The 21,224-nt window shown below is 71.2% G+C and carries 17 protein-coding genes and 3 pseudogenes; 10 read left to right on the top strand and 10 right to left on the bottom strand.

The features are described from left to right. Positions 1-1,953 precede the first annotated feature (1,953 nt). From WCD58_RS32370 to WCD58_RS32355, 4 genes are all read left to right on the top strand, one after another. On the top strand, positions 1,954-2,391 hold the full coding sequence (locus tag WCD58_RS32370) for an SRPBCC family protein (protein WP_337707266.1): 438 nt from the start codon (positions 1,954-1,956) through the stop codon (positions 2,389-2,391). Between the two features lie 218 nt (positions 2,392-2,609). Then, positions 2,610-3,668, top strand: coding sequence for a methyltransferase (locus WCD58_RS32365; RefSeq protein ID WP_337707265.1), 1,059 nt, complete (start codon positions 2,610-2,612; stop codon positions 3,666-3,668). 280 nt (positions 3,669-3,948) lie between these two features. Continuing rightward, positions 3,949-4,788, top strand: coding sequence for an amino acid kinase family protein (locus tag WCD58_RS32360; protein WP_337707264.1), 840 nt, complete (start codon positions 3,949-3,951; stop codon positions 4,786-4,788). Beyond that, entirely contained in the window at positions 4,785-5,594 is an 810-nt protein-coding gene (locus WCD58_RS32355; protein ID WP_337707263.1) for an amino acid kinase family protein, read from the top strand. Before WCD58_RS32360 ends, WCD58_RS32355 begins: the two co-directional genes overlap by 4 nt. A gap of 64 nt (positions 5,595-5,658) precedes the next feature. On the opposite strand, the gene WCD58_RS32350 is transcribed toward WCD58_RS32355, so the two are convergent. Continuing rightward, positions 5,659-7,149, bottom strand: coding sequence for an aldehyde dehydrogenase (locus WCD58_RS32350; protein ID WP_337707262.1), 1,491 nt, complete (start codon positions 7,147-7,149; stop codon positions 5,659-5,661). Positions 7,150-7,326: 177 nt separating this feature from the next. Between WCD58_RS32350 and WCD58_RS32345 the strand changes: the two are divergent. Both WCD58_RS32345 and WCD58_RS32340 read left to right on the top strand, forming a co-directional pair. Further along, positions 7,327-8,786 (top strand): annotated as a pseudogene (locus WCD58_RS32345) (benzaldehyde dehydrogenase). Positions 8,787-8,943: 157 nt separating this feature from the next. Next, a complete protein-coding gene (locus WCD58_RS32340; protein ID WP_337707261.1) occupies positions 8,944-10,386 on the top strand; it encodes an aldehyde dehydrogenase in 1,443 nt (480 codons plus the stop codon). On the opposite strand, the gene WCD58_RS32335 is transcribed toward WCD58_RS32340, so the two are convergent. Then, on the bottom strand, positions 10,387-11,313 hold the full coding sequence (locus WCD58_RS32335) for a LysR family transcriptional regulator (protein WP_337707260.1): 927 nt from the start codon (positions 11,311-11,313) through the stop codon (positions 10,387-10,389). A gap of 135 nt (positions 11,314-11,448) precedes the next feature. Here WCD58_RS32335 and WCD58_RS32330 point away from each other — a divergent pair, with 135 nt between their 5' ends. The 3 genes from WCD58_RS32330 to WCD58_RS32320 are packed head-to-tail and all read left to right on the top strand — an operon-like array spanning position 11,449 to position 13,488. Beyond that, complete coding sequence (locus WCD58_RS32330) at positions 11,449-12,609, top strand: NAD-dependent formate dehydrogenase (protein WP_337707259.1); 1,161 nt, start codon at positions 11,449-11,451, stop codon at positions 12,607-12,609. Positions 12,610-12,646: 37 nt separating this feature from the next. Continuing rightward, positions 12,647-13,153: a PadR family transcriptional regulator gene (locus WCD58_RS32325; protein ID WP_337707258.1), complete on the top strand. Its 507-nt coding sequence runs from the start codon at positions 12,647-12,649 to the stop codon at positions 13,151-13,153. Continuing rightward, complete coding sequence (locus tag WCD58_RS32320) at positions 13,150-13,488, top strand: hypothetical protein (RefSeq protein ID WP_337707257.1); 339 nt, start codon at positions 13,150-13,152, stop codon at positions 13,486-13,488. Before WCD58_RS32325 ends, WCD58_RS32320 begins: the two co-directional genes overlap by 4 nt. A gap of 29 nt (positions 13,489-13,517) precedes the next feature. Here the strand turns inward: WCD58_RS32320 and WCD58_RS32315 are convergent, their stop codons facing one another. The 4 genes and pseudogenes from WCD58_RS32315 to WCD58_RS32300 all read right to left on the bottom strand — a co-directional run bounded on the left by WCD58_RS32315 (position 13,518) and on the right by WCD58_RS32300 (position 15,937). Beyond that, a complete protein-coding gene (locus WCD58_RS32315; RefSeq protein WP_337707286.1) occupies positions 13,518-13,940 on the bottom strand; it encodes a VOC family protein in 423 nt (140 codons plus the stop codon). Continuing rightward, on the bottom strand, positions 13,937-14,299 hold the full coding sequence (locus tag WCD58_RS32310; RefSeq protein ID WP_337707285.1) for an aldehyde dehydrogenase family protein: 363 nt from the start codon (positions 14,297-14,299) through the stop codon (positions 13,937-13,939). Before WCD58_RS32310 ends, WCD58_RS32315 begins: the two co-directional genes overlap by 4 nt. Before the next feature lie 124 nt (positions 14,300-14,423). Further along, positions 14,424-15,383 (bottom strand): annotated as a pseudogene (locus tag WCD58_RS32305) (aldehyde dehydrogenase family protein); the annotation flags it as partial. A 158-nt stretch (positions 15,384-15,541) separates the two neighbouring features. Further along, on the bottom strand, positions 15,542-15,937 hold the full coding sequence (locus tag WCD58_RS32300) for a hypothetical protein (protein ID WP_337707256.1): 396 nt from the start codon (positions 15,935-15,937) through the stop codon (positions 15,542-15,544). A 91-nt stretch (positions 15,938-16,028) separates the two neighbouring features. Between WCD58_RS32300 and WCD58_RS32295 the strand changes: the two genes are divergently transcribed. After that, entirely contained in the window at positions 16,029-16,271 is a 243-nt protein-coding gene (locus tag WCD58_RS32295) for a hypothetical protein (protein WP_337707255.1), read from the top strand. A gap of 863 nt (positions 16,272-17,134) precedes the next feature. Here WCD58_RS32295 and WCD58_RS32290 read toward each other — a convergent pair. From WCD58_RS32290 to WCD58_RS32275, 4 genes and pseudogenes are all read right to left on the bottom strand, one after another. Continuing rightward, the gene (locus tag WCD58_RS32290; RefSeq protein ID WP_337707254.1) at positions 17,135-17,446 is read right to left on the bottom strand and encodes a hypothetical protein; all 312 of its coding nucleotides are present in this window, start codon (positions 17,444-17,446) and stop codon (positions 17,135-17,137) included. A 168-nt stretch (positions 17,447-17,614) separates the two neighbouring features. Then, positions 17,615-19,093 (bottom strand): aldehyde dehydrogenase, encoded by a 1,479-nt coding sequence (locus tag WCD58_RS32285; protein ID WP_337707253.1) that lies wholly within the window; start codon positions 19,091-19,093, stop codon positions 17,615-17,617. A gap of 102 nt (positions 19,094-19,195) precedes the next feature. Further along, the gene (locus WCD58_RS32280) at positions 19,196-19,846 is read right to left on the bottom strand and encodes an exodeoxyribonuclease III (RefSeq protein ID WP_337707252.1); all 651 of its coding nucleotides are present in this window, start codon (positions 19,844-19,846) and stop codon (positions 19,196-19,198) included. Between the two features lie 73 nt (positions 19,847-19,919). Beyond that, a pseudogene (locus WCD58_RS32275) lies at positions 19,920-20,998 on the bottom strand (IS110 family RNA-guided transposase). Positions 20,999-21,224 lie beyond the last annotated feature (226 nt).

Raw genomic sequence — 21,224 nt, 5'->3', positions numbered from 1 at the left:
GCCGTGCACGTCGTCCTCGAAACGCTCGCCCCGCCCTTCAAGATCTCCTACGCCCTCGGCAGGTGGACTGCCATTCGGGGGTTGGATGGCCACCCAAGGTCGACCTGCGCCAACCCTGTGAAGGGATGTGGCTGGTGTCGATGGCGAGCACCGCCGCAATTTCGTGCCACGTCCGGGCACAGACGATCAACGAAGCGCGCGTTCTCGCAGGTCAGATGGGTGGAGACGAAGGGAATCGAACCCTCAACCCCCGCCTTGCAAAGATGGACGATCCTCTTGCCCAGGGCCTCCACCAGCAACAACGTCCTCGCCGGGCGTCACTCCGTGCTCCTAGGCAACATCGCTACACCACGTTTCGCGTCACGAGCCGTGTCACGACGCCGGTGGGCCGGCGACGCTCAACCCGCCCAGTTACGGATGGCCTTCATCGCATCGCGACCGCAGCCTTCGACACCGCACCGCTCGAGGCCGAGGAGCAGCCTCAGCTGCCCGTCCCGCGAGCGCGACCGCCGGTGCGGCGGGCGGCAGCGATGTAGGGGCGAAGACCTCACGAAGCGCCTCGACACTGTCCCTGGCGAGGTTGATCTCGTAGGTCACCCCGTCGAGCGCGTACTCCACCGCCCTGGCTGGACGGCTCGGACACGCTCCCCAGCTCCCAACTTGCGCTGCTGATCAGCGAGGCGTCGGGGTCGTCGTCTTTACGCTCGGTACACTGGGTACGAGGGGTTCGAGGTAGGTGTCTGACGGTCGTGCATCGCGCAACCTGCCTAGGACCTCAGCCGGGAACTCAGCCCGTCGAGTCGTAGACGCCATCGCTTGGCAGTTCGTCGACCGAGCTTGTAGCCCAGACGGGCCGACGAGCAGAGCTGCGCGGCGCTGCCGACCTTTAGACCTGCTACCCGCTTCGGGAGGGAGAGATGGACACCGACACAACGAAGGCTTGGGACGAAGTTCTCCAGCACTTCCGGCTGCCCGCGCTACCCGCGGGCCCATGGTTCTCGGCTCCGAGCATGCTCGGCAAGGCAGTATGCACTCACAATGTACTCATATAGGTTGAGCATTTCCTGAAGCGCCAGGATCGCCGCTGAGCCTGCCGCCCTGCGAGCTCTCGGGAACCGGTGGCTCGAAGTGCTCTGGCACTGCCTGACCAAGAACGTGAAGTACGACGAGGCCCTCCACCAAGCGAACCGCCAACGGCACCTATCAGCCGTCGCCTGAGCAGCCCGAAACAGCGCTGACAGAGATCTTCGCCGGTGGAGCTGGACAGAGGGTGTCTCCCGGGGTCCTCCGGCACCGGCCGCCGCAAAGCGGCGTCCACATCAGCGCCGCGGGCGCCACGGCCGCCCGGCCCTGAGGAGCACCGCCCGGGCCGGGCGCGTACCGGCCGACCGGCGGGCCTCGCTCGACGCCGGTGGCAGCGCCGCCCGCGAACGACGTCGGGTTCGCGGGGCGCTCTTGTCGTCGGGGCGCGCCACCACACTTGGGGCCCGTCGCCCGCGCTCCCCCTCGGACGCCTCCTCCTGTCCTGGAGGTACGTGTGGTGCAGCCGGCGCGCAACGCCTGGTAGGTGACCCGATCCGAGAGCCCGCTCCGCGCAGCAGGCACCGCGTACGAGCAAGGCCGATGGCGCACGCCACCAAGTACTTGCGCCTACGACCCGACCTCGCCCCCAATGTGGCAGCCGACTCGGCATGCCCCGTGGCGAGTTCGATGAAGGGTATGCATCGGAGCCCTACCGACCAGGCGGTCAGCTACGTCGCGCCGATGTGCACAGTTTCGCGGCCTCGTACCTCGTAAGGCTGACCTCGAGCCTGACGCGTTGCTTGCTCGGCCTCGCTGGACCGGGCACGATCTTGGACGGCGAACTCTCGCGTCTCTTCGAGTCGGCCGGTGTGCTCGAGCGACGCGGGTCCGCGGAGATGAAGACCAGCAACTGACCTCTTGGGAGTGATCATGCCGCGTCCGTACGCCAGTGGAGTCGTCGCCGCGCCCGTCGACAAGGTGTGGGCTCAGCTTCGCGCCTTCAATGACCTGCCGGCCTTCCTGCCCGCGATCGGGCACAGCGAGCTCGTCGAGGGTGTCGACGGTCAGGTCGGGGCCGTGCGGAGACTGACGCTCGCAGACGGCGGGGACCCCTTCGACGAGCGGTTGCTCGTCCTGGACGACCCGGGCCGCAGCCTCACCTACACCTTCACCGGGGCGAACCCGTTCGGCGTCCGCCGGTACGTCTCGACGGTCCGGGTCAGCCCGGTCACGGATACGGGCGAGTCCTTCGTCGAGTGGTGGGCGGAGTACGACGCCGAGGCGGACCAGGAGGAGGAGCTCAACCGCACCTTCGCCCAGGACGTCTACGGCGGTGGCATTGCCGGCCTGCGGAAGGCGCTCGGCTAGCTGGTCCGGGTCAGCTCGAGGCGGGCACCGCCACAGATCGCGAGCAGCGCACGGTGGAACTCGTGCTGCGCGGACCCACGTTTCACGACCTCGTGCTCCGAGCCGGTCAGCGACATACCGGCCGGTGCTGGTGTGCATCGTGAGCCGGACTCCCGACGCGAGATGCGGTGATTCCAAGGGATTCCCCCCGCAGATGCGGAGTCAGCCATGCTGTCGCTGTGCTCAGCGACGCCAGGAACCCCTCGGCTCTGGACCCGACAGCGCTCTATCGGCTCCGCGACGGCGCTTACGCCGCCGATCTGGTCCTCGCTGCGGTGAGCAAGTTCGACCTGTTCGACTGGCTCGTCCACCACGGTCCCGTCCCCGCCGTGGAGCTGTGCGAGGCGATGGGGTGGGCGGCGCGTCCCGCTGACGTGCTGCTGACGCTGTGCGCGGCGCACGGTCTCATTGAGCGCTTCGTCGAGGCCGACGATCTCGTCGCCGTCTCAGAGTTCGGGCGTTGGCACCTGAGCGGGGACACCTCGTTCGACCTGCGGCCCTACTACGGCTCCCTCGCCGAACGGCCGGGCGTCGCCGAGTTCGCCTCGGTGTTGAGAACCGACCGTCCGGCTGCGTGGGCGAGTGCGGCACCGAACGGCGCCCCAGGATCGGACTGGTCCGGGCGCCTGTCCGACCCGCACTTTGCGGCCGGGATCACCGCCGCGATGGATGCACGAGGCGCCTTCCTCGCCCCCACGGCGGCGCAGGTCCTCCGCGACCTCCCGATCCGGAGACTCCTCGACATCGGCGGCAGCTCGGGGATCTACGCGATGGCTCTCCTCGAGGACCGGCCCGACGCCGCGGCCACCGTGCTCGAACGGTCACCGGTCGACGACGCAGCCCGGACGCTGCTCTCTTCCCGCGGAGCCGGCGAGCGCATCGAGGTCGTCACCGCCGACATGTTCGCCGACCCATGGCCGCATGGATGTGACACGCACCTGTTCTCGCAGGTGCTCCACGACTGGGACGCCGAGCGCGTCGAGCAGCTCCTGGCCGCGTCCCACAAGGCGCTCGCGCCAGGCGGGCTCCTGATTGATCTCGACGCGCACGTCGACGGTCGTCGCACCGGTCCCCTACCGGTCGCCGAGTACTCGGCCCTGCTGATGCACTCCACACCCGGGAAGTGCTGGTCGGTCGACGAGCTCGCCGGGATCGCCGCACGCGTCGGTTTCGTCGGCGTCGAGGTTCGGCCCTGCGCCGGCGATCGCAGCGCTCTCGTCTTTACGAAGGCCCCGTGACCTCACGTCGCGAGGGCAGCCTCAGCCGTTGAGGGTGTCAGCAAAGACACACCCAATCGTAGGAAATTCGCGAAGCCGCCACGACGGAAAGGGCCCGCCCGCTTCTACGGCGCCTCCCCCGAGCGCGTGCCCGTGGCTGCGGTTCGGCGTCTCCGTCGTTGGCTCGGCGTCGCCGTCGTCTCGCTCTAATGTGGGTCTGACCAGGGCCGACGGCGCCGCTACCCCCCGGCGCGCGCCGCGGCTCTGGTCCCACTGTGCGCATCGAAGAGGAGACTTTGTGGTGTCTGTGCCCACGGGCGGTTCGGTGGGTCTTGCCGAACTCGCCGACCTCCTGAGTAGCCGCTCACTCGACGACGCCGAGCTGGCGTTGCTGAGCGACGAGGCCCCGGAGACCCCGGTCCTGCCCGACGTGTCCGTCCTCAAGATCGGTGGGCAGAGCCTCATGGACCGGGGCCGTAGCGCCGTGCTGCCGCTGGTCGAGGAGATCGTCGCCGCGAAGGCACAGCACCGGCTCCTGATCGGCACCGGCGGCGGCACCCGCGCCCGCCACGCCTACGCCCTCGCCGCCGGGCTCGGCCTGCCGACCGGGGTGCTCTCCGAGATCGGCTCCGCGGTCGCCGGCCAGAACGCCACCATGCTCGGCTACTTGTTGGCCAAGCACGGCGTGCCCATCGTCGAGCCCCACGCCTTCGCGACGCTCCCTCTGCAGCTGGCCGACTCTGGCGCGGCGATCTTCCCGGGCATGCCGCCCTACGGCATGTGGCAGCGCGTGCCCCAGGAAGGTGTGATCCCGCCGTACCGCACCGACGCCGGGTGCTACCTCGTCGCCGAGACCTACGCCTGCCAGCAGATCATCTTCGTCAAGGACGAGGACGGCCTCTACACCGCCAACCCGAAGAACGACCCGTCAGCAACGTTCATCCCCGAGATCACCGTCGACGAGCTCCTGGCCCGAGAGCTGCCCGACCTCGTCCTCGAGCGCGGCATGCTCGAGCTGCTGCGCGACGCGCGCCACGTCCGCTCGGTCCAGGTCGTCAACGGCCTCGTGCCAGGCAACCTCACCCGCGCCCTCGCCGGCGAGCACGTCGGCACGATCATCTCCGCCGGAGGAGACCGATGAACCGCCCCGACCACGAGGACCGCAAGGGCCGAGACGTCGAGTCTGCCTTCGTGCGCCAGACCCTCCTCGACCGCAACCTCGTCCGCTCCGCGGAGCCCGACGACGTCGCCCCGATCCGGCTGCTGCCCTGGCTCGAGGTCGTCGTGCTCGGCGGATCGACGATCGTCGACCGCGGCCGCGACGTACTGGTGCCGCTCGTCGAGGAGTTGCGCGGGCTGATCACCGGCGGCGACCACCGGATGCTGCTGCTCACCGGCGCCGGCGTCCGCGCCCGCCACGTGCTCGGCGTCGGGCTGGACCTCGGGCTTCCCGCCGGCGCGCTCGCCGGGCTCGCCGCCACCGAGGCCGAACAGAATGGGCGCCTCGTCGCGTCGCTGCTCGCGGCCGAGGGCGTCTCCTACCTCCCGCACCAGACCGTCGCGGGCCAGCTCCCGGTGCACCTCGCGGCGGCCAACGCCGCGGTGTCCAACGGCTACCCGCCCTACGGCGTCCACGAGTTCCCGACGCCTTCAGCCGGACGTCTCCCGGTGCACCGCACCGACACCGGTGCGCTGCTGCTCGCCGACGCCTTCGGTGCACAGCGCCTGGTCTACGTCCGGGATGCCGCGACGCTCAAGGGGCTTCCGGAGGAGGTCTCGGCCAAGGAACTGCTCTACCGCGACGGCAACCTCCCGATCGACCGGCTCGCACTCGAGCGGCTGGGCCTCGCGCGCCACGTCCGGTCGTTGACCCTCGTCGACGGCACCACCCGCGGGGGGCTCACTGGCGGGCTCGACGGCGCCGGGGTGACTGTCACCGCCGACTGACCCGCACCGAGCCGCGTCGTCCCGCGGTGGATGACCCACCACCGCGGGACGACGCTGGGCACCCCTACGAGGGGAAGTTGCTCGGCTTCTCCTCGAAGATCATCGTCTTGTTCTCGAGGTAGTGGTGCAGACCCTCGACGCCGCCCTCGCGGCCGATGCCGGACTGCTTGAACCCGCCGAATCCGATCCCGAAGTCGGTGTGGAAGTTGTTGTGCCCGACGGTGCCCGCCCGCAGCCGGCCGCCGACCTCCCGGCCCCGGTCCGGGTCGTTGGTGAACACGGCGGCGTTAAGGCCGAAGACGGTGTCGTTGGCGATCCGGATCGCGTCCTCCTCGTCCTCTGCGGGGATGACCGACAGCACCGGCCCGAAGATCTCCTCCTGGGCGATGCGCCAGGAGTTGTCGACGTTGCCGAAGACGGTCGGCTCGATGAACCAGCCGCGCTCGAGGTCTCTCGGGCGGCCGCCGCCGGTGGCCAACGTCGCGCCCTCGCTCTTCCCGATCTCGATGTACGACTCGACGCGGTCGCGCTGGCGCTGCATGGCCAGCGGGCCCATCTGCACGTCCGGGTCGAACGGATCCCCGAGTCTGACCTGCGAGAACGTCCCTGCGAGCGACTCGACCATCTCGTCGTGCCGACGGCGGGGGACGACGATCCGGGTGAGCGAGGAGCAGACCTGGCCGGAGATGAAGCACTCGGCTCCCGAGAGGGTCGCGGCCGCCTTCCCGAGGTCGTAGTCGTCGAGGATCACCGCAGCGGACTTGCCGCCCAGCTCGAGCGAGTAGCGACCGACCCGCTCCGCCATGATCCCAGCGATCTTCTTGCCCGCGGCCGTCGAGCCGGTGAAGGCGATCTTGTCCACCCGCGGGTCGCGCACCAGGGTCTCGGACACCTCCCGGTCGGCGGTGAGCACGTTCAGCACACCCCCGGGCAGCCCGACCTTCGCGGCGATCTCCGCCATGATGAGCGGAGCTCCCGGGGCCTCGGGCGAGGCCTTGAGCACCACGGTGCAGCCGGCCAGCAGCGCCGGGGCGAGCTTGTAGGCGATGAGCGTCATCGGCGCGTTCCACGGGATGATCGCGCCTACCACGCCGACCGGCTCGCGGACGATCATGCCGTAGTTGCCGCCCGCGGTCGGGGTCTCCGGCGTCTCCCAGTGGTACGTCTCAGCGAGGTCGGCGTAGTAGGTGTACGCGTCCGGGATCCCGCCCATCATCCCCTGCGCGACGCCGGCGAGGATGCCCGACTCGCGCGGCCACACCTGGATGACGTCGTCGGTCCGCTCCCGGACCTCGGCGCTGATCGCGCGCAGGTACTCGGCGCGCTGCGCGTGCGTGAGCTTCGGCCAGGGGCCGTCGTCGAACGCCTCCCGGGCCGCTCCCACAGCCCGCGCGACGTCGGCGTCCTTCGCCTCGGCGACGCTGAAGTAGACCTGCTCGGTGGCGGGCTCGATGACATCGATCGTGTCCGACGACGAAGGGCCGACCCATTCGCCGCCGATATAGAACTTGTCGAGGCCCGTGATCGGGGCCTTCCTGTCGCTGGCGATGCTCACGCGTGCTCCTCCGATGGGGCTCGTCGTGGCCGGGGGACGCGTCACGCCGACCCGTCCTGCGCCCGGCGGACCCTCCGGCCCCACAGGAGGTTCCCCCGCATGTGCGGGCTGACACAACCCGTCGTTCCGCATTTGCGTAGTTGCCGCGCGCCGCGGATGCGACGAAGGTGCGACGACATGGCACTGATGGACGAGGCTCTCTGGACCGGCAAGCTCCTCAACGGCGATTGGAGCCCTGGCTCCGGTGCCGACCGCACGTCGTCGAGCCGGCCACGGGCGCCGAGCTCGGGCGGGTCGCGACGGCCGACCCGTCGGACATCGCCGCAGCCTGCGCCCGGGCCGCCGAGGCCCAGCGCGAGTGGGCCGCGCGGCCCTACACCGAGCGCGCCGCGGTGCTGCGTCGCGCGGGCGCCCTCTGGGAGACCCACGCCGCCGAGGTGCAGGACTGGATCGTGCGGGAATCCGGCGGCATCCCGTCGAAGGCCCAGCTCGAGACGCACATCGCCTCCGAGGAGTGCTACGAGGCCGCCGCCCTCGCGTCGCACCCCGTCGGGGAGGTGCTGCGCTCGGAACAGCCCCGGCTCAGCTTCGCCCGGCGCCGACCGGCGGGTGTCGTCGGCGTGATCGCGCCGTTCAACTTCCCGCTGATCCTGTCCATCCGTGCTGTGGCGCCCGCCCTGGCGCTCGGCAACGCGGTCGTGCTCAAGCCTGACCCGCGTACGGCGGTGTGCGGCGGCGTCAGCCTGGCGCGGGTGTTCGAGGAGGCCGGACTCCCGGCCGGCCTGCTCGCGATGCTGCCCGGCGACGCCGGCTGCGGGGAGGCCGTGATCAAGGACCCGCACGTCCGTGTCGTCGCCTTCACCGGCTCGACCCGCGCGGGCCGCGCGGTCGGAGCGCTCGCCGCCCAGCACCTCACCCGCGCGCACCTCGAGCTCGGCGGCAACTCCGCGCTGATCGTCATGGGCGACGTCGACGTCGAGGCGGCGGCCTCGATCGGCGCGTTCGGCTCCTTCATGCACCAGGGCCAGATCGGCATGACCACCGGACGCCACGTCGTCGACGCGACGATCGCCGACGACTACGTGGCCGCCCTCGCCCAGCACGCCGAGAAGCTCCCAGTCGGTGACCCTGCCTCGGGAGCGGTCGCTCTCGGCCCGATCATCGACGCGGCCCAGCGCGACCACGTGCACCAGCTCGTCACGGCGACGACGGAGGCCGGCGGCCGCCTCGACGCCGGCGGAACCTACGAGGACCTGTTCTACCGCCCGACCGTGCTCTCGCAGATCACGCCCCAGGCCCCGGCGTGGGCCGAGGAGGTCTTCGGGCCGGTCGCGCCCGTCATCGCGTACTCGAGCGAGGACGAGGCCGTCGCCCTGGCCGCGGACAGCGAGTACGGGCTCTCGTTGGGAATCCTCGCCGCCGACGGGCTGCGCGCCCTGGAGCTCTCCGAGCGCATCCCGGCCGGCGCGGTCCACATCAACGACCAGACGGTCGCCGACGAGGCGGTCATCCCGTTCGGCGGGCTGGGCGCGTCGGGCAACGGGTCACGCACCGGGGGCATTCAGGCCAACCTGGATGCCTACACCGAGACCCAGTGGGTCACTGCTCAGAGCCGCTTGCCGGCCTATCCGTTCTGAAGACGCTTCGCGTCTCGGCGTCCGGCAGCCTAGGCGGACTACCTCGTGATGTTCGCAGGTGCGCAACAACGCGGTTGCTCGGTCCGCAGATGCGGCGCGAAGGTGGTTGAGGCAGCGGATCGATCCTGGGCCGCGACGGATGGGGAGGTCTCTCGCGATGGTGTTCATCCCCCATCTCGTCGACGGCGAGGAGGTCTCCTCGCTCGACGGCGCGACGTTCCCGTCGATCGACCCGGCCACCCGCGAGGAGCACGCGACGGTGGCGCTCGGATCGGCCGCCGACGCCGACCGGGCCGTCGCGTCGGCTCGGCGGGCGTTCGACGAGGGCCCGTGGCCGCGGATGGGCTTCGCCGAGCGTGGGGCGATCCTGCACCGGCTCGCGGACCTCGTCACCGAGCACCTCGACGAGCTCGCCCTGGCCGACACCACGGACATGGGCAAGCCTATCGACGACTCGCGGAGCAAGGACGTCCCGCGCACCGCGCAGAACATCCGGTTCTTCGCCGACCACGCCCGTCTCGCCCACGGCGACGCCCTGCCGATGGACACCGGTCACCACGCCTACTCGCGCTTCCCCCCGGCCGGGGTCGTCGCGGCGATCGCGCCGTGGAACTTCCCGCTGATGCTGGAGTCCTGGAAGATCGCGCCCGCCCTGGCGTGGGGCAACACGGTGGTGCTCAAGCCAGCCGAGGACACCCCGTGCTCGGCGACGATCCTCGCCCGCCTCGCGCTCGAGGCCGGCATGCCGCCCGGGGTGCTCAACGTGCTCCACGGCTACGGCCCGGACTCGGCGGGCGCCGCGCTCACCACCAACCCGCGCGTCGACCGGATCACGTTCACCGGCGAGTCGAACACCGGCCGGGTGATCTCCGAGGCGGCCGCGCGCAACCTCGTCCCGGTCAGCCTCGAGCTCGGCGGCAAGGGCGCCAATCTGGTCTTCGACGACGCCGAGCTGAACGGCGCTGTCGACTGGTCGATCAAGGCGATCTTCACCAACGCCGGCCAGGTGTGCCTCGCCGGCTCGCGGCTCTACGTCCAGCGCGGGGTCTACGACGAGTTCGTCGAACGCTTCGCCGCCGCCGCGCAGGCGCTCGTCGTCGGCGACCCGAAGCAGTCCGGCACGCAGATCGGCCCGCTCGCCTCGGAGACCCATTTCCGCAAGGTCGGCTCCTTCCTCGACGGGATCGAGCAGCACGGCGGCAAGATCCTCACCGGCGGCGGGGGCGAGGGCTGGACCGTCGAACCGACCGTCGTCGTCGACGCCCCGCCGGACGCGCCCGTTCAGCGCGACGAAATCTTCGGACCGGTCGTGTCGATCACGCCGTTCGACACCGAGGCCGAGGCGGTGCACCTGGCCAACGACACCCGCTACGGGCTCAACGCGATGGTGTTCACCGAGAACCTCTCCCGCGCCCACCGCGCCGGCGCCGCTCTGCGGGCGGGCACGGTGTGGGTGAACTGCTTTTTCGTCCGCGACCTGCGCGCCCCCTTCGGCGGGATGGGCGACTCGGGCGTGGGGCGCGAGGGCGGCGACTACAGCCGCGAGTTCTTCACCGAGCCCCAGGCCGTCGTCATGGCCATCCGGCCCGACAGGGCCTGATCACCGACGACCGCCCTCAGGCGGAGAGGGGGGCGCCGACGGGACACCGAAGTCGTCGAGCCCCTCGAGCAGCGCCGCGGCCACGAGGCTCAGGGGTTCGTCCGCGGCCGTGAGCACGCCGACCGGCGGCGTGGGGACCGGCGGCAGGGGCACCGCTCGCATGCCGGGCGGCACGCCGAAGGAGTCGAGCCAGGTGTGCGCGACGACCGTCGACCAGCCCTGCGCCGCGTGGGAGTAGAGGGCGGCGACGGAGTTCGCCTCGATGACGGGATCGAGCCGTGCGCCGGCCGCGAGTGCCCCCGCCTCGAGGATGCGCCGATTGCGCATCAGCCGGACCAGCGCGCACAGCGGGCGGTCGACGGCCTCGGCCCACCCGACCTCGTCCCCGTCCGGAGCGAGGCCCTCGGGGGTGAGCAGGAGGTAGCGCTCCCGGTAGAGCTCGACCGACCGCGTCCCCGACGGCGGCTCGGGGTCGAGGTAGGTCAGACCGGCGTCGAGGGTGTAGTCGCCGAGCCTCCGGACGATCTCGGTCGAGGGCAGCTCCTCGATCCGGACCCGCGCCCGCGGGTGCCGGGCGCAGAAGTGGCCCGTGAGGCGGCCGACCATGGGCATCGCCGTTGGGATCGCCCCCAGGCGCAGCGTGGCGTCGAGGCCGCCATGCATGCGGGCCAGGTCGTCATGCAGCCCGTCGCGCTCGGCGAGGATGCGGTGCGCCCACCCGAGGACCCGCCGCCCCTCCTCGGTGAACCCCGCGAAGCGCCGGCCGTGGTGGATCAGGGTGACCCCAAGCTCGCGCTCGAGCTTGTGCAGCCCCGTGGAGAGAGCCGGCTGGCTCGCGTGACACGCCAGGGCCGCGCGCCCGAAGTGCTCCTCCCGCGCGAGTGCCACCAGGTACTCGAGCTGGCGCATGAGTACGTCGCCGGACATGCGACGGACCCTAGAGCTGATCATCCATTCCGTGAATGACCGCATCTGCGGCGCAGATGGTCGTACTATTGCCGCGGATTCGGAGCAAACGGGACGTTGGCTATGGCCCGCCCGTCACCGTCGAGGAGGCTCCACATGGCCAAGGTGCTCTGCGTGCTCTATCCGGATCCCAGCGGTGGCTATCCGCCGCCCCTGGTGCGCGACGGTCTGCCCCAGCTGGAGCACTACCCGGACGGCCAGACCCTCCCCTCCCCGAGCGCCATCGACTTCACCCCCGGCGCCCTGCTGGGGAGCGTGTCGGGCGAGCTGGGGCTGCGCCGGTTCCTCGAGGACGCCGGTCACGAGCTCGTCGTCACCGCGGATAAGGATGGCGACAACTCCGAGTTCGACCGCCACCTCGCCGACGCCGACGTGGTCATCTCCCAGCCGTTCTGGCCCGCCTACCTCACCGCCGAGCGGATCGAGAAGGCGCCGAACCTCAAGCTGGCCCTCACCGCCGGTATCGGGTCGGACCACGTCGACCTCGATGCCGCGATCGCCCACGGAGTCACCGTGGCCGAGGTGACCTACTGCAACTCGATCTCGGTCGCCGAGCACGTCGTGATGATGATCCTCTCGCTGGTGCGCAACTATTTGCCCTCGAACCGGATCGCCAGCGAGGGCGGCTGGGACATCTCGGACTGTGTGTCGCGCGCCTTCGACCTCGAGGGCATGGATGTCGGCACCGTCGCCGCCGGCCGCATCGGGCTCGCGGTGCTGCGCCGGCTCGCCCCGTTCGACGTCCGGCTGCACTACACCGACCGACACCGCCTCCCGACCGAGATCGAGCAGGAGCTCAACCTGACCTTCCACGAGTCCGCCGCGGCGATGGTGCCGCACTGCGACGTCGTCACTGTCAACGCGCCCCTGCACTCCGAGACCCGCGGGATGTTCGACGACGACCTCATCGCCACCATGCGACGCGGCGCCTACCTCATCAATACCGCCCGCGGGCTGATCGCCGACCGCGAAGCCGTCGTGCGCGCCCTCGAGAGTGGACAGCTCGCCGGCTACGCCGGGGACGTCTGGTATCCCCAACCCGCGCCGCCCGACCACCCGTGGCGTTCCATGCCGAACCACGGCATGACCCCGCACATTTCTGGCTCGACGCTCTCCGCCCAAGCCCGCTACGCCGCGGGGACACGCGAGATCCTCGAGTCGTTCTTCGGCGGGACCCCGGTTCGCGACGAGTACCTCATCGTCGACGGAGGCAAGCTCGCGGGAGCGGGCGCGCACTCGTACAGCAAAGGAGGCTGACCTGACGGCCGCTCGGCTCTCGACGACGTCCTACCTCGTGCTCGGCCTCATCGCCGAGCACGAGCTCTGCACGTCCTACGACCTCAAGTCGCTGGTCGTCGAGCGCCTGGGCGGACTATGGACCGTGCCGCACGCTCAGCTCTACAGCGAGCCCGACCGCCTGGCCGAGCACGGACTGCTCCACCGGGACATCGAGACGGGCGGGCGGCACCGCAAGCTGTTCCGGGTCACAGCCTCCGGCCGAGAAGTGGTCGGGGCGTGGCTCGTCGACGAGCACCGGCCGGGCTGGGAGGTGCGCGACGACCATCTGGTCCTGCTCGCCCTGGCCTCGGGTGCCGGGCGCTCCGAGCTCGTCCCGGGACTGGCGAAGCAGCGCCGGGACGGGCACGAGGAGCGCATCGCCGAGCACCTCGCGCCCGCTGCGCCGGGCGCCGACGACCTACCCTGTCGCCTGGCCCTTCACCTCGAGCTCGCCGCCCGGGACTTCTGGGCCGAGATCGCGGACGACCAGGGGCCCGGATCGGGAGGGGCGCCCGAGTCGTGACTCCGCCGTTGCCCACGTCGACCTCCGTCCTGCTCGTGCTCCTCGCGGAGCACGCACCGTGCAGCCCGGCGGCGCTGCGCTCGCTGGCCGTCGAGCATCTGCCTGGGTCGCAGGGCCCGACCGTGGACGAGCTCGACGACGAGTCCGATCGCCTCGTCGGCCTGGGGCTGGTCCGTCGGGACGCCGACGGGCTCGGTCTCACCCCAGCCGGGCACGCCGCGGCGTCCGCCTGGTTGTACGGGGACGGCCGCTCGCCGGAGCACCTCGACGAGGAGCGCGTGCTGCGCTTTGCGCTGCTGTTCGCCGCCGCGGCGCGCGAGGCGGGCCCTGGCTGACCGTCGAGGCCGGTCAGGAGTCCCAGCTGTCAGGTTTCCATGTGAAAGAGCTCGAGCTGGATGTTGTCCGGGTCGCGGAACACCAGGGTCGAGTACGGCATCGGGTCCTTCGCGTCCTGGACCCCGTCGTGCGCCACCCCGCATGTGTCGAGCCAGGTTGCCCAGGTGTCGAGGTCCGCACGGGAGGCGACCCCGAAAGCGACGTGGTCGAGCCCGGTTTTCCTCTCGTCGAAGCCGCCCTCGAGGCGGGCGTGGTGGTGGTGGAGACCGATGAGGAACCCTGCCGGGTGCAACAGGACGACGGCGTAGCCGCCCTCCTCGTCGCCCCAGTGCGGGAACGGCGCGGGGACGCGGGACATCCCGAGGACGCGCTCGTACCAGGCCGCGCTCGTCTCGACGTCCGAGACCGTGGGGCTGTAGTGGTGGATGTTGGTCAGGCCGGGTGCAGTCATGGGGCGACTCCTTCGTCGGTCGGGGCGCGGGGGCAGGGGGCGGACGCCAGGTAGGTGGACTTCAGGGCCTGGTAGGACGCCAGGCCCTCCGGGCCGAGCTCGCGACCCAGCCCGGAGTCCTTGATGCCGCCGAACGGTGCGGCCGGGTCGATGCGGTAGGCGTTGACGCCGATCGACCCGGTCTGGACCCGCGCGGCGACGGCCTCGCCGCGCTGGGGATCGGAGGTCCACACCGTGCCGCCCAGACCGTGGTCGGAGTCGTTGGCCAGCCGGACCGCATCGTCGACATCCCGATAGCGGATGACCGAGAGGACCGGCCCGAAGATCTCCTCCTGGGCGATGGTCGACCCGTTGTCCACGTCGGCGAAGAGGGTCGGCTCGACGAACCAGCCCCAGTCGAACCCGGCCGGTCGGCCCCCCTCCGGTGGTCATCCGGGCCCCCTCGCTGCGTCCCTTCGCGATGTAGCCCTCCACCCGGTCGCGCTGGCGTGCGGACGCGAGAGGGCCGATCCGGGTGGTGTCGTCGAGGGCGTCGCCCACCGGCAGGTCGCGGACCCAGTCGGTGAGAGTGTCGACGACCTCGTCGTAGCGCGACGACGGGGCGAGGATGCGCGTGCCGAGGAAGCAGGTCTGACCGTTGTTGAGCAGCGTCGCGGAGAACATGGCCTCGAGTTGTGAGGGCAGGTCGACGTCGTCGAGGATGATCGCGGCCGACGTGCCGCCGAGCTCGAGGGTCGCCGGTCGCAGCAGGCGTCCGCACGTCTCGGCAACGGCACGGCCGGTGGCCGTCGACCCGGTGAACGCCACCTTGTCGACGGCCGGGTGGGCGACGAGGTGGGCACCGGTCTCGCGCCCGCCCGGCATGACGTTCACCACGCCCGGCGGCAGGCCGGACTCGTCGACAGCTTCGGCGAAGAGCTGGGCGTCGAGCACAGTCTCCGGGCTGGGCTTGAGCACCACGGTGCACCCCGCCGCGAGGGCGGGCGCCAGCTTGAACGCGGCGAGCACCTGCGGGAAGTTCCAGGGCACGATCGCCCCGACGACGCCGACCGGGGAGCGGGTCACCTTGACCCGGCCGCCGAGCATGCCGTCCCGGATCTCCTCGAGGACCGTCGAACGGATCATGCGGGCGAAGTAGCGGAGCAGCACAGCAGGGAAGGCCCCCTCGCGCTGACGCGCGGTCGTGATCGGCATCCCGTTCTGCGCCGACACCCGCCGCGCCGTCTCCTCTCCGCGGCGCTCGAGCGCGTCGGCCAGCCGTTCCATCGCGAGCGCCCGGTCCTCGACCGGCCAGTGCGCCCATCCCTTCGGATCGTCGAACGCCCGCCACGCAGCCCCGACCGCGGCATCGACGTCCTCCTCCACCGCCTCCGGTACCCGCCCGATCCACTCCTCGGTGCTCGCCGAGACCACGTCGATGGTGCGGGACGACGCCGGTGCCATCCATCGGCCGTCGACGAACAGCGACTCGTACACGAGCTCCATGCAGGCCGCCCTCACGGTCACAGTGTCCGCACCTGCGGACTATTGCCGCGATCTCATCCGCAGATGCGGAAAATTGCAAGGGAAGGGCGGCGCGAGCGAGCTGGATCTCGCGGGGATCAGCCACTTCGGGGCGGGTCGACGGGCAGCTCCACGCAGTCCGAGCCACACGCCCCGTCGGCGGGGTCGGGCTGCGTCGACGACGCGGGTCGGTGCAGCACCGCTCGCCCCGGCTGGACGTCGAGCCGATCACCGACGACGGTGGCGGTGCCGTCGACGATCAGCGAGTAGTCGCCCGCCTGTCGGGGTGCCCAGAGCAGGGTGACGGCGTCGTGGCCGGCGACGTCTCGCAGGGCGGAGCGGCCGACATCCCGGACCTGCACGACGCCGTCGACGACGGTGGTGCCGACCGCACCGACATGCGGGCGAGGTCGGTCGCCGAGCGTCAGCAGGTAGGCCACTGCGAATCCCTCGACGGTCGCGGCCAAGGCGTCCCGCGTGACCTCGAAGCTCATCCTGGCAGGCTACGACGCTTCTCCACGAGGTGACCTCGAGTCGGCCGGCAGCTCTGCCGAGTCAGTGCCCTGCCGTGCCAGGCTCTCCGCCATGGTCGTTCAGGGCGCGCTGATTGTCGCTGCGGTTGCTTTCGCCGCCGCCGCCGTCTTCACCGGAATCGTGCTCGGCGCCCTGGCCGCAGACCGTGTGATGCATCGACGCTGCCTCGCGGAGGTAGCGCGCCACCATGGTGCAGGTGCGGCGCTGTTGGCGGAGGCGGAGTTCGTCGCGAACGGTGGCATGCGACTCCGTGAACGCTTCTCGAGCGCGACTCAGCGACACCACAGCGGATAGGAGCTGGGCCGCCCGTTGTCGCGGTCGATAAGCGCCGGGGCAGATCCCACCGGTGCTCACGCTCCCCAGGACGACGAGGTTTCGCCTGCGGCATTCTTTCCAGCGTGCCTTGAGTAGCTGTTGGCGCCCTCGGCCACCGACACCACTCAGCGCGGTACGGCCCTCTCCGGTGTGCTCGAGGCTGCCGGGCAGCGGCCGAGCTGTGGAGCGGTGCGCGTCCTGGGCTCCGGGCACGGATCGCGCGGCCGCCTCCGGTCCGTACGCGGTGACCGTGCACCACGGCGGGGACACCGACAACCTCACCAGCCGGGGCACCGGGTGGCTCGGACCTCCGCCTCGCCCTGCACGCCCCCGGATACCGAGGGCTGATCTTCTCGCGCTGCTCCTGGCCATCCGCCTCGCCACGCCGCGGGCGGGCGGGCGCCGCCACGGCCGCCGTCGCCTTCGGCGCGGCACTGCTTCTCGGCCTCGCCCCACACGGTTCGCTCGGGGTCGTGCCCTACCTGGCGGCCGGGGTCGCACTCGACGCGCTCGGCGCGGTCGCCCCGTGCGGCGCCGCCCCCTGGTCCTCGCCCTCCTCGCCGCGCCGATCCACCTGGTGGCCCTCGTCGTGCCGCTCGGGCGCAGCCTCGCGGTCGGCGTCACCCTGGTACGGCCCTGTTGACATGACCGGGATGGTCGTCCTCCAGTTCCTCATCGGGCTGGGCGCCGGCCTGCTCGGCTGGGCCGCCGTCCGCGCTCGGCGCGGCACGCGGACTCCCTCGCCGCCCCTGCCCTGATCCCGCTGCGCCGCCCGGGACGCCGACGGTGCACCTGCGCCATGGCGCGCCACACACCCGCGACGACCGGCCCCGACCCGGACGTCAACCGGCCCGGTTTGCTGATCGCTCGGCCTCCCGCGCGGCCACGTCGTCGCTCGAGCAAAACCCGCGGCCGTGCTTCTTGAGGCAGAGCAGCCCGAGCAGCACGCCGCAGTGGTCGACCACGGCGAGGCGGCGCCGATGCTGTGCTGCCATCGTGAGCCGGGTCGTCTCGAGGTCCTCGTCCGGACCGACAACACGGCCGGCCAGGCCGCCGGCCGACCGGGCTCGCGCGGTGCCGGCCACGCCGGCCAGGTCGTCGCGCTCCACGACCGCGACGAGGACGTCACCGCGGACCAGGAGCAGGGCGTGCACGTGGTCGGTGAGGAAGAACGTGCGGGCAGCGCCACCGAGACGTCGGGCCGGTGGGTCTTTGGCGTCGTCAGGACCGCGTCACGGATTGTCGTCATGGCGCGACGCACCCGCTCCTCCCCGGGTCGAGGGCCCGGCCGGGTCGGCGCGGCGACCCGGCTCGGACGGCGCTCACCGCAGGTAGCTCTTTGGCGCGTAGATCGACTTGTACTCGAGGTAGTTGTTGATGCCCTCGGGCCCGAGCTCGCGACCGATGCCGGAGTCCTTCATGCCGCCGAAGGGTGCTCCGAGGTCGATGTCGTAGCGGTTGACCCCGATGGTGCCGGTGCGGACGCGTCGGGCCACGTTAAGGCCTCGTTCCTCGTCGGCCGAGTACACCGAGCCGCCGAGCCCGTACTCGGAGTCGTTCGCGATGCGCACGGCGTCGTCGTCCGAATCGAATGGGATGACCGCGAACACTGGCCCGAACACCTCCTCGCGGGCGAGCTGGTCGCTGTTGTCGACGTCGGCGAACACCGTCGGCTCGACGAACCAGCCGCGATCCTGGTCGCCCCGGCCGCCGCCGGTGACGAGGCGGGCCGAGGAGTTGCGGCCCACGTCGATGTAGCCCAGGACCCGCTCGAGGTGGGTCTGCGACGCCATCGGGCCGACCGTTGTCGCCGGGTCGAGCGGGTTGCCGACGACCTGCTCGCGCGAGAACTGCGCGACCGCGTCGACGACCTCCTGGTACCGCGAGCGCGGCGCCAAGATGCGCGACGCCGTGGTGCAGGTCTGGGCGTTGTTCATGAACGACGACGTCGGCATGGCAGCGAGGAACGTGTCGAGGTCGCCGTCCTCGAGGAAGATCGACGCGGACTTGCCGCCGAGCTCGAGGGTGCAGCGACGGATGAGGCGCCCGCACTCGGCGCCGATCTCGCGGCCGGCGCGCGTCGAGCCGGTGAAGGCGATCTTGTCGACGCCCGGGGCCGTGACGAGCGACGCGCCCGCCTCGCGGCCGGCCAGGACGATGTTGAGCACGCCAGGCGGGAGGCCGATCTCCTGGGCCACATCGGCGAAGATGTAGGTGTCGAGCGCGGTCTCGGGCGAGGGCTTGAGCACCATCGTGCAGCCCGCGGCGAGTGCCGGGGCGAGCTTGAACATGGCCAGCGCCTGCGGGTAGTTCCACGGCGTGATGGCGCCGACGACGCCCACGGGCTCGCGGCGCACGATCGTCGCCCCGTCCACCCCCGTACTCGGGCGCACGGACTCGAGCTCGACGCCCTGGATCACCTGCGCGTACATCCGCAGCAGGCCGGCCGGGGCGCCGCCGTTGAAGGCGTTCGACAGCGTGATCGGCATGCCGTTCTCCTGGCTCACCAGGCGGCTCGTCGACTCGGCGCGCGCCTCGAGGGCGTCGGCCATCCGCAGCATGAAGTCCACGCGCTCGGCGACGGTCGTCCTTCCCCACGGGCCCTCGTCGAGGGCCTGCCGCGCGGCCTGGACCGCGGAGGCGATGTCGGCGTCGGAGCCGAGGGCTGCCTCGCCGAGGGGCTCGCCGGTGGCGGCCTCGAGGGCGCGGTGGGTCTCGGTGCCCCGCGGCTCCACCCACTCGCCGTTGATGAAGAAGCGCGTCCGGTCCAGCTCGGTCCGGGCGTCGGCGGTGACGGTCACGGTGTCGTCTCCTGGGTGTCGGTGAGAGCGGTCACCACTACTGTCTCCGCAAGTACGGATTGAATCAACACTTCGATGACGCAGATGCGCATACTCTTGGAACTATTGTCCGCAATCGAGGGTCACGGCCAAGCTTCCCCCCTGCGCTGGGGCGCTCACACCTTGTGCAGCAACGACGCCCTGTACGCCGGAACCGGCCGGGGCCTCGACGTCATCGTGCGGGGCGGTCGAGGCAGCAACACCGCGGCTGCCTCCTGCTCCGAGGCATCTCGCATCTGCGGGCCCAATGAGGTCGGTCGGCATCACGTTGTAGTCGCCGGCGAGGACGACCGGAACGCCGCGTGCGAGCAGGCTCGCGGCGTAGCCGATGAACGCCTCGAACCAGGCCAGCTTGTGGTCGAACTTGGGACCGGGAGCCGGGTTGCCGGTGGGCAGGTAGAGGCAGCCGATCAGAATGCCGTTCACGGTGGCCTCAATGTAGCGCGATTGCCCCGGATCGGGCTCGCCCGGCAGACCGCGGCGGGTCTCCGCCGGCGACTCGCCGCGAGCGAGGATCGCGACCCCGTTCCAGCTTTTCTGTCCCAGCCAGACCGCCTCGTACCCGGCGTCGCGAAGGGCGGCCGCGGGAAACTTCTCCTGCGGCGCCTTCAGCTCTTGCAGGCACACGACGTCCGGCCCGGCCTCCGCAAGCCACTCCAGCAGGACCGGCAGCCGCCCGTTGACGCCGTTCACGTTGTAGGTCGCGATCTTCATCTCGTCGGTGCGCCTCGTCCCACCGTCAACACAACCAAGGCCAACTCGCGCACCGCCACAAGTTGCTCCTATGTCAAGCCGCAGTGGGCTGCGGGGCAGCCGCGGGAGGTGGCTGGGACTGGAGGAGGTTGAACACGACACGGGCCAGGCGCCGTTTCAGGACGCGCAGGGCTTCCATCGTGGTGTCGCCTCCGGCGCGTCGTCGCTGGTAGTAGGCCTGTCCGAGGCTGCCGGGCAGACGGATCTGAGTGACCGCGATGCGATGTAGGGCGACGTTGAGCTGCCGGTTGCCCCCGCGGGCCAGGCGATGGCGGTCAGTGCGCCCTGAGGACGCCGGGATCGGGGCGGCGCCGGCGTGCATGGCACAGCAGGCCTCGGAGCGGAACCGTCCCGGACGTGCGGTCTCCCCGACGATCTTCGCTGCGGTCAACGGACCGCAGCCAGGCAGCTCGAGCAGCCGGGGGCGCGGCCTGCCGGGTCAACGCGGTGATCTCGCGTCGAGCTCCCGGATCCGCAGGGTGCGCGCGCGGACGTCGGCGATGAGCTCACCAGCCAGCCGAGCCACCATCACGCTGTGCTCGTCCAGCCGCGCCGCGAGCGCGTCGAGCAGACCGACCTCGCCCAGCCGCCGCGCCGGCGGGTCGATCTCGGGGTCGAGCTCGTGGAGATGCCAGCGCAGCCAGTTCTGCATCCGGGTGCGCTCGGCGACGAGGTCCTCGCGGTGATCGACCAGCAACTTGAGCTCGCGGGAGGCCTGGTCGTGCTCGGCGACCGGCAGGTCGGGCTCGCGCAGCGCCGCCCGGGCGGTCGCCAGGGCGTCGATCGGGTCTGACTTACCGCGGGTCCGGGCGCTGTGCCGGGCGCCGGCCATCAGCTTCGGCGGTACCCGCACCACTTGCTGCCCGGCGCCGAGCAGCGCCCGCTCCAGGCGGGTGGAGACGTGCCGGCATCCTCCACCGCCCACCGCAGCTCATCGTCGGAGTGAGCCGCCTGGCCGCGGGCCCAGGCCACCAGCGCCCGATGCCCGGCGTCGGTGGCTCGCACCGTGCGGGAGGCGTGTTCGCGGCCCAGTTCGTCGACCAGGACCGCGGTGTGGGTGTCCTTGTGGACATCGACTCCGACCGTGAGCACCATCGAGAGGTCTCCTCTCATCAGCCTGTGGGGTGACAGGCCGGGCCGGTCGGCGGACACATCTCAGTCGGCGGACACATCTCAGTGGGGGCGCAGCCACGCTCCTATCAAGTCACGCCGGCCGGTCCAGGCCGCCGATGCTCGGCACAACTTGTGATCGCCAGCCACGAGGGCGGCAAGCACGCTACGAGCCAGAACATCAGCAGCCAGGCTCCCAACCACCGCAACAGCGGCGAGCTGACCCTGA

The sequence above is a fragment of the Actinomycetospora flava genome (assembly GCF_037400335.1).
GTDB classification, from domain to species: domain Bacteria; phylum Actinomycetota; class Actinomycetes; order Mycobacteriales; family Pseudonocardiaceae; genus Actinomycetospora; species Actinomycetospora flava.
This window is presented reverse-complemented; position numbering and strand designations above follow the sequence as displayed.